This window comes from Luteibacter sp., assembly GCF_051958795.1.
Taxonomy (GTDB): domain Bacteria; phylum Pseudomonadota; class Gammaproteobacteria; order Xanthomonadales; family Rhodanobacteraceae; genus Luteibacter.
This window is the reverse complement of record NZ_JBQCFT010000102.1, coordinates 1-7,970: the sequence shown is the minus strand read 5'-3', so window position 1 is coordinate 7,970 and position 7,970 is coordinate 1. Positions and strand designations below refer to the sequence as shown.

The 7,970-nt window shown below is 65.5% G+C and carries 8 protein-coding genes; 6 read left to right on the top strand and 2 right to left on the bottom strand.

Annotated features, from left to right (window positions below; translation table 11 throughout):
- The coding region (gene glyA, locus ACTHLF_RS05625; RefSeq protein ID WP_440325588.1) for a serine hydroxymethyltransferase at positions 1 to 725 on the bottom strand (725 nt) is incomplete at its 3' end.
- Between the two features lie 216 nt (positions 726 to 941).
- On the opposite strand from glyA, the gene ACTHLF_RS05620 reads away from it, so the two are divergent.
- From ACTHLF_RS05620 to ACTHLF_RS05605, 4 genes are all read left to right on the top strand, one after another.
- Complete coding sequence (locus ACTHLF_RS05620; protein WP_440325586.1) at positions 942 to 1,541, top strand: hypothetical protein; 600 nt, start codon at positions 942 to 944, stop codon at positions 1,539 to 1,541.
- A 137-nt stretch (positions 1,542 to 1,678) separates the two neighbouring features.
- Positions 1,679 to 3,337 (top strand): energy-dependent translational throttle protein EttA, encoded by a 1,659-nt coding sequence (gene ettA / locus ACTHLF_RS05615; protein ID WP_440325584.1) that lies wholly within the window; start codon positions 1,679 to 1,681, stop codon positions 3,335 to 3,337.
- Positions 3,338 to 3,476: 139 nt separating this feature from the next.
- Positions 3,477 to 4,295, top strand: a complete 819-nt coding sequence (gene pyrF, locus ACTHLF_RS05610; RefSeq protein WP_440325582.1) for an orotidine-5'-phosphate decarboxylase — start codon at positions 3,477 to 3,479, stop codon at positions 4,293 to 4,295.
- A gap of 118 nt (positions 4,296 to 4,413) precedes the next feature.
- On the top strand, positions 4,414 to 4,797 hold the full coding sequence (locus tag ACTHLF_RS05605) for a helix-turn-helix domain-containing protein (protein ID WP_440325580.1): 384 nt from the start codon (positions 4,414 to 4,416) through the stop codon (positions 4,795 to 4,797).
- Positions 4,798 to 4,906: 109 nt separating this feature from the next.
- On the opposite strand, the gene def is transcribed toward ACTHLF_RS05605, so the two are convergent.
- The gene (def, locus tag ACTHLF_RS05600; protein ID WP_440325589.1) at positions 4,907 to 5,443 is read right to left on the bottom strand and encodes a peptide deformylase; all 537 of its coding nucleotides are present in this window, start codon (positions 5,441 to 5,443) and stop codon (positions 4,907 to 4,909) included.
- 168 nt (positions 5,444 to 5,611) lie between these two features.
- Here def and ACTHLF_RS05595 point away from each other — a divergent pair, with 168 nt between their 5' ends.
- Both ACTHLF_RS05595 and ACTHLF_RS05590 read left to right on the top strand, forming a co-directional pair.
- Positions 5,612 to 7,687, top strand: a complete 2,076-nt coding sequence (locus ACTHLF_RS05595; RefSeq protein ID WP_440325579.1) for a carbon starvation CstA family protein — start codon at positions 5,612 to 5,614, stop codon at positions 7,685 to 7,687.
- A gap of 11 nt (positions 7,688 to 7,698) precedes the next feature.
- A complete protein-coding gene (locus ACTHLF_RS05590) occupies positions 7,699 to 7,905 on the top strand; it encodes a YbdD/YjiX family protein (RefSeq protein ID WP_440325577.1) in 207 nt (68 codons plus the stop codon).
- The last annotated feature ends 65 nt before the right edge of the window (positions 7,906 to 7,970 follow it).

The window sequence follows — 7,970 nt, the reverse complement described above, 5'->3', positions numbered from 1 at the left end:
GCCACGATGATGCCGCCGCGCGGACCGCGCAGGGTCTTGTGCGTGGTGGAGGTGACGACGTGCGCGTGCGGCACCGGGTTCGGGTACACGCCCGCGGCCACGAGGCCGGCGACGTGGGCCATGTCCACGAACAGGTACGCGCCGACCTTGTCGGCGATCTCGCGGAACTTCGCCCAGTCGAGCACCTGCGAGTAGGCCGAGAAACCGGCGACGATCATCTTCGGCTTGTGCTCCACGGCGAGCTTTTCGATCTCGTCGTAGTTGACCAGGCCGGTATCCGGATCGATGCCGTACTGCACGGCGTTGAAGATCTTGCCCGAGAGGTTGACCTTGGCGCCGTGGGTCAGGTGGCCGCCGTGGGCCAGGCTCATGCCCAGGATGGTGTCGCCCGGGTTCAGCAGCGCGAAGTACACGGCCTGGTTGGCCTGCGAACCGGAATGCGGCTGCACGTTGGCGTAGTCGGCGCCGAACAGCTTCTTGAGGCGCTCGATGGCGAGCTTTTCGGCGACGTCCACGTACTCGCAGCCACCGTAGTAGCGCTTGCCCGGGTAACCCTCGGCGTACTTGTTGGTCAGGGTGGAGCCCTGGGCCTCCATGACGCGCGGGCTGGCGTAGTTCTCCGAGGCGATCAGTTCGACGTGATCTTCCTGGCGGCGGGACTCGTTGGCGATGGCCTGGGCGAGTTCGTCGTCATAGCCGGCGATCGTTGCATCCTTCGGGAACATCTCAACCTCGTGGGAAGTACGTAGGGGAAGGCGAAAAGTGTAGCTGAGGTGGGGGTTTGCGGCCAGCGAGGCAAGCCCGTAGGCATCCAGCGGGCCGCCCTGTCGGCATCGACCTACAGCGCGCCAGGGATCATCCCTACGCCCGGGCAGCCCAAAGTCTCCTAACGTTGCCGGCGGACGTGGAACGTCCATTTGCCAAATCACGAAAGGAATCCTATGAAAACCAAGCTCCTGGCCCTCGGCCTGGCCCTGGCCGCCCCGTTGCCCGCCTTCGCCGAGGCTCCGCCGACCATCGATGTGCACTTCGTGCTCCACGAAGATGTCCAGATGAACGAGCAGGACTTCGTCTCAGAGCATGTGAGCGCCTGGCTGGGCCACATGCGCGCCGATGTGCTGCCCGGGCAGGACATCCGGATCCACGTCCATCGCGAGCTGCATGGGCTGGAGAGGCTGCCGTACGGCTATGAAGGTGCCCTCGGGGCATGGCGGAAGGCCGCCCAGCCGGTTCTCGAGCGGCTTGGTGCGCCAGATACCCGGGCGACCCGCATGGTCCTCGTGGTCCAGGGTTCGCCGAACGGGAAGTCCCTGGGGATAGCCTACGAGGGCACCCCCTTCGCGATGGCCAGCGTGCGCACGTCATCCAACGTCGCCCACGAACTGGGCCATACCTTCGGGGCCGTCCACGAGGATGCCGAGCGCTGGACCGCCTGCAGCACCAACATGGCCGATTTCGAGTTCGGCGTGTGGCCGTGCGAGGTCTACTCGGAAAGGAACCAGGCGCGCATCCGCCGCTACGTCGCCACGGGGCTGCTTTAAGGGCCTGGGCGCCGGCCCCGCCCGTTCAGCCGGCGCCCTCTCCGGGCGGCGATCTTCGTCATCGAACCCCGCTATAATGAGGGTTTGCCCGCCGGGAGCTTCCGCTGCCGGGGGCCGGCTTTCCTTACGGAGCGTCCATGCAATACATCTACACCATGAACGGGGTCAGCAAGATCGTCCCCCCGAAGCGCCAGATCATCAAGGACATCTCCCTCTCGTTCTTCCCCGGCGCCAAGATCGGCCTGCTGGGCATCAACGGCGCGGGCAAGTCCACGGTCCTGCGGATCATGGCGGGCGTCGACAAGGACTACCAGGGCGAAGCACGCGCCAACCCGGGCACCAAGATCGGCTACCTCGCGCAGGAGCCGGACCTCGACCCGAACAAGACCGTGCGTGAAGCCGTCGAAGAAGGCGTCTCCGAAGTGCTCGACGCACAGAAGGAGCTCGAGGAGGTTTACGCCGCCTACGCCGAGGAAGGCGCGGATTTCGACGCGCTGGCCAAGCGCCAGGAGCGCCTCGAGGGCATCCTCGCCGCCAACGACGCGCACGCGCTGGAGCGCCAGCTCGAAGTGGCCGCCGACGCCCTCCGCCTGCCGCCGTGGGACGCGATGATCGGCCCGCTGTCCGGTGGTGAAAAGCGCCGCGTGGCCCTGTGCCGCCTGCTGCTCTCCAAGCCCGACATGCTCCTGCTCGACGAGCCCACCAACCATCTCGACGCCGAATCGGTCGACTGGCTGGAAACCTTCCTGCACGACTACCCGGGCACGGTCGTCGCGGTCACCCATGATCGCTACTTCCTCGACAACGCCGCCGAGTGGATCCTCGAGCTCGACCGCGGCCGCGGCATTCCCTGGAAGGGCAACTACACCGAGTGGCTGGAGCAGAAGGACGAGCGCCTGAAGCAGGAAGCCAACCAGGAGAAGTCGCGCCAGAAGGCCATCCAGAAGGAACTCGAGTGGGTTCGTTCGGCCGCCAAGGGTCGTCAGTCGAAGGGCAAGGCTCGCCTTAACCGCTTCGAGGAGCTGAACTCGGTCGAGTACCAGCGCCGCAACGAAACCAATGAGATCTTCATCCCGCCGGGCGAGCGCCTCGGCCAGGAAGTCATCGAGTTCAAGAACGTCACCAAGTCGTTCGGCGACCGCGTGCTGATCGAAGACCTCTCGTTCAAGATCCCCGGCGGCGCCATCGTCGGCGTGATCGGCCCGAACGGTGCCGGTAAGTCCACGCTCATGAAGATGATCATGGGCAAGGAAACCCCGGATTCCGGCGAAGTGAAGCTGGGCCACACGGTCAAGCTCGCCTACGTCGACCAGTCGCGCGACGCGCTCGATCCGGCCAACAACGTGTGGCAGGAAGTCTCCGGCGGTTCGGACATCCTTACGATCGGCAACTTTGAAATCCAGTCGCGCCAGTACATCGGCCGCTTCAACTTCAAGGGCACCGACCAGCAGAAGATCGTCGGCCAGCTTTCCGGTGGTGAGCGCGGCCGCCTGCACATGGCCAAGACCCTGCTGCAGGGTGGCAACGTGCTGCTGCTCGACGAACCGTCGAACGACCTTGACGTCGAAACGCTGCGCGCGCTCGAAGACGCCCTGCTCGAGTTCCCGGGCTGCGCCGTGGTCATCTCGCATGACCGCTGGTTCCTCGACCGCATCGCCACGCACATCATCGCGTTCGAAGGCGACTCGCACGTCGAGTTCTTCCCGGGCAACTACAACGAGTACGAAGCCGACAAGAAGCGCCGCCTCGGCGACGACGCCGGCCCGAAGCGCGTGAAGTACAAGAAGCTGGTCTGACCGATCGGCTTCCATCCGTAGGAGCCCGCCCCGTGGGCGACGCCGTTCGCGATGACGCCACAGGCCCTGTGCCGTTAACGCGAAAGATGTCGCCCACAGGGTGGGCTCCTACAACACTCTTTCTACCGGAGCGCTGCCCGTGCACTTCATGAACTCGCTGAAGGACGCCTGGCGTCGCAACGACTCCCTGGTCTGCGTCGGCCTGGATCCTGAACCCGGCCGCCTGCCGGCGGGGCTTTCGGGCGAGGAAGGGATCTACACCTTCTGCCGCGATATCGTCGATGCCACGGCCAGCCAGGTCTGCGCCTTCAAGCCGCAGATCGCGCATTTCGCCGCGCAACGCGCCGAAGGTGCGCTCGAACGCCTGATCCGGCATATCCACGACAAGCACCCCGGCATACCGGTGATCCTGGATGCCAAGCGTGGCGATATCGGTTCGACCGCGAAGCACTACCGCGCCGAAGCGTTCGATCGTTACGAAGCTGATGCCGTAACGCTCAACCCCTACATGGGCAAGGACACGGCCGAGCCGTTCCTGGCGCATGCCGACAAGGGTGTGATCCTCCTCTGCCGCACCTCCAATCCGGGCGGCGCCGATTTCCAGGCGCTCGACTGCGGTGGCCGGCCGCTTTACCTGCGGGTGGCCGAGGCGATCGCGCGGGACTGGAACGGAAACGGCAACTGCGCGCTCGTAACCGGCGCCACCTGGCCAGAAGAACTAGGTCGCGTGCGTGCGATTGTGGGTAACATGCCATTGCTGGTCCCCGGCATCGGCGCCCAGGGCGGTGACCTCGCCGCCGTCATGAAGCACGGGCAAACGAGCGACGGCAGCGGCCTGATGATTTCCTCGTCCCGCGCCATCATCTATGCCAGCAGTGAGTCCGACTTCGCCGAGGCGGCTTATCGAGCGGCGGACGAAATGAGAAAATCGGTCAACTCGTTTCGTTTTGGGCGTTAAAAACGAAAAGCAGTCGTAAATTGCACGACTTGGCAACTGTCAAGGGCTTACGCTCCCGGCCCGGGCTATCAACAATACCGGGTCTTTTGCGCCGTAAAAGCGTTTCACCGGAGTTGTTATGCCACTCTCTAACCGAGGTTTTTCTCAACGCCTGCATGTCGCGCTGGACATGGCCGGCGTCAAGAAAGGCCGCGGCCGCATTACCCAGTTGGCCGATCTCTTCGATGTCAGCCGGGAAACGGCACGCAAGTGGCTCAGCGACCTCGGCCTGCCCGAGCTCGAGCGCCAGATCGACATGGCCGTCCGTTTCGGCGTGAACTTCGAATGGCTCGCCACGGGTCGCGGTTCGCCCAGCGGCGCCACCGGCGTCAAGGAAAGCCCCGCGCTCTACCGCGCCGACTCGCGTGAGCAGCTACGCCTGGTCGGGCTGGTCAGCCGCCTGCCGAAGGAACGCCGCAAGGCGCTGCTGGTTATCGTCGAAGCCCTCGCCGAGGCCGAATAGCGCGTAGGAGCCCACCCTGTGGGCGACATCTTTCGCCTCGAGGCAAAAGGCCCTTTAGCGCCTTCGCGAACGGCGTCGCTCACAGGGTGAGCTCCTATGTGCGAGCGCTTCAGTCGTCCCCGATATCCATCCCCGGGAACAGCACTTCGGTAAACCCGAACTTCGTGAAGTCCGTAATCCGCGACGGGTATAGCCGCCCGATCAGGTGATCGCATTCGTGCTGCACCACGCGGGCATGGAAACCTTCCGCCGTGCGGTCGATGGGCAGGCCCTGCGGGTCGATGCCCTGGTAGCGGATGAGCGAGTAACGGTTCACCGCGCCGCGCAACCCCGGCACGGAAAGGCAGCCTTCCCAGCCCTCCTCCATGTCCTGCGACAGCGGGGTGATCATCGGGTTGAGCAGGATTGTCTGCGGTACCGGCGGTGCGTCGGGGTAACGCTCGCTGCTATCAAACCCGAAGATCACCAGTTGCAGGTCCACGCCGATCTGCGGCGCGGCCAGGCCCACGCCGCCGGCGTGGTGCATGGTGTCGAACATGTCGGTGATCAGGGCATCCAGTTCGGCCGAACCCACCATCTCGGGTGGCACGGGAGGGGCGATGCGCAACAGGCGCTCGTCGCCCATTTTCAGGATCTCGCGAATCATCGGCAGGCCGCAGGGGTGTGGGGTTAGGGCCAGCATGGCCTGTGCGGCGCCCCGGCTCAAGTCGTTTCCATTCGACCAATGGCTAATACGCGCGGGGCCCGCGAATCATTGACCCCCACGGGCGCGGGGGTGACCCTTGTCGCTAACCGCAAGGGGAGCCGAGAAACCATGCATAGCGCCATTCCGAAACCCAGTCCCGCCGGGAAAATCCTGTGGGCCGCCATCGCCATCGTCGGCGCCTGGTGCCTCGGCGTCGTCGCCCTGCGCCGCGGCGAACCGATCAATGCCATCTGGCTGGTCACCGCCTCCATCGCGGTTTTCCTCATCGGCTACCGCTTCTATAGCCGGATGATCGCCCGGGACGTGCTCCAGCTGGACCCGAGCCGGGCGACGCCCGCCGTGCTGCGCAACGATGGCCTGGACTACGTCCCCACGGACAAATGGGTGGTCTTCGGCCACCACTTCGCCGCGATCGCCGGTGCCGGCCCGCTGGTGGGCCCCGTGCTCGCCGCGCAGATGGGCTACCTGCCCGGCATGCTGTGGATCCTGGTGGGCGTGGTCTTCGCCGGCGCCGTCCAGGATTTCATGATCCTGGGCCTGTCACTGCGCCGCGACGGGCGCTCGCTCGGCCACATGCTGCGTGAGGAACTGGGCGAGGTCCCCGGCGTCATCGCCATGGTGGGCGTGCTTGTCCTCATGATGATCGTGCTGGCCGTGCTCGCGCTGGTCGTAGTGAAGGCGCTGACCCACAGCCCGTGGGGCACGTTCACCGTTGCCGCGACGATCCCTATCGCCCTGCTCATGGGCCTGTACCTGCGCTACATCCGGCCCGGTCGCATCCTCGAGGTGTCGATCATCGGCCTCATCCTCCTGCTGGCCTCCATCTGGTACGGCAAGACGGTGAACGACACGCCGAGCCTGGCCGTGCTGTTCGATTTCGACGCCAAGGCGCTTGCCTGGTGGCTGATCGGCTACGGCTTCTTCGCTTCCGTGCTTCCGGTGTGGCTGCTGCTGGCGCCGCGTGATTACCTGTCCACGTTCCTGAAGATCGGCACCATCGCCCTGCTCGCGCTGGCGATCTTCCTGTCCGCACCCACCCTGCAGATGCCCGCCGTCACCAAGTTCATCGACGGCACGGGCCCGGTGTTCCAGGGCAACCTGTTCCCGTTCCTGTTCATCACCATCGCCTGCGGTGCCGTCTCCGGCTGGCACTCGATCATCGCCTCGGGCACCACGCCGAAGCTGCTGGCCAACGAGCGCGAAGCCCGCATGGTCGGCTACGGCGGCATGCTGATGGAGGCCTTCGTCGCCATCATGGCGCTCATCGCCGCCGCCTCGCTGCACCCGGGCGTGTACTTCGCCATGAACTCGCCGGGCGCCCTGGTCGGCACCACCGTGCAGGATGCCGCTGCCGCGATCAGCAGCTGGGGCTTCGTCGTCACCCCCGCCGAACTGAGCGACACGGCAAAGAACATCGGTGAAAGCACGATCCTGGGTCGCGCCGGTGGTGCGCCAACCCTGGCCGTCGGCATGGCCCAGCTCCTCCACGGGCTTATGCCGGGCGAGGACATGATGGCGCTCTGGTACCACTACGCCATCCTGTTCGAAGCGCTGTTCATCCTGACCACCGTGGATGCGGGCACCCGCGTGGGCCGCTTCATGATCCAGGAGCTCGCCGGCATGGCCTACGCCCCGCTGAAGCAGACCGAATCGTGGGTGAGCAACGTGCTCGCGACGGTGATCTGCGTCGGGCTGTGGGGCTACTTCCTGTACCAGGGTGCCGTCGATCCGCTGGGTGGCATCAACACCCTGTGGCCACTGTTCGGCATCGCCAACCAGATGCTCGCGGCGATCGCGCTGATGCTGGCCACCGTGGTCACGGTGAAGCTCAAGCGCGAACGCTACGTGCTCGTCCCGGCGATCCCCGCGGTGTGGCTGGTGGTGTGCACGCTGACCGCGGGCTGGCAGAAGCTGTTCGACGCCAAGATCAGCTTCACGGCCGCCGCGCAGAAGTATGCCGATGCGGCCGCCTCCGGCAAGCTGCTGCCGCCGGCGAAATCGGTGGAAGAGATGCAGCGGATCATCACCAACAACCGCGTGGACATGGCGCTCACCGGCCTGTTCATGCTGTTGGTGCTGACCATGCTGTTCTTCTCGCTGCGCTCGATCGTCCGGGCGTGGCAGGCCAACCACGCGACGGCGCACGAAGAACCCTACGTCGCCCTCTCCAGCGTGTCCCAGTAAGGAGCGAGCCGATGGAAACGTACACCCCGGCATCGCCGCGCTCGTTGTGGAAGTGGGCGGTGCAAACCGCCCGCCTCTGCTGCGGCGTGCCTGATTACGATGTCTACGTGAAGCACCTGCGCGAACACCACCCGGAACGCCCGGTACCGAGCTACGGGGAGTTTTTCCGGGAGAGGCAGGAGGCGAGGTACAGAGGCACGGGCGGGCGGTGTTGCTGACGGGAGAACCTGTGGGAGCGCGCTTGCGCGCGATGGGTCGCCGCGAGCACCCATCGCGCGCAAGC

What these genes read in the sequence shown, in the direction of transcription:
- ACTHLF_RS05620 (WP_440325586.1), top strand. Translation starts at nt 942, where the DNA reads ATGAAAACCAAGCTCCTGGCCCTCGGCCTGGCCCTGGCCGCCCCGTTG.
- ettA (WP_440325584.1), top strand. Translation starts at nt 1,679, where the DNA reads ATGCAATACATCTACACCATGAACGGGGTCAGCAAGATCGTCCCCCCG.
- ACTHLF_RS05605 (WP_440325580.1), top strand. Translation starts at nt 4,414, where the DNA reads ATGCCACTCTCTAACCGAGGTTTTTCTCAACGCCTGCATGTCGCGCTG.
- def (WP_440325589.1), bottom strand. Translation starts at nt 5,443, where the DNA reads ATGATTCGCGAGATCCTGAAAATGGGCGACGAGCGCCTGTTGCGCATC.
- ACTHLF_RS05595 (WP_440325579.1), top strand. Translation starts at nt 5,612, where the DNA reads ATGCATAGCGCCATTCCGAAACCCAGTCCCGCCGGGAAAATCCTGTGG.
- ACTHLF_RS05590 (WP_440325577.1), top strand. Translation starts at nt 7,699, where the DNA reads ATGGAAACGTACACCCCGGCATCGCCGCGCTCGTTGTGGAAGTGGGCG.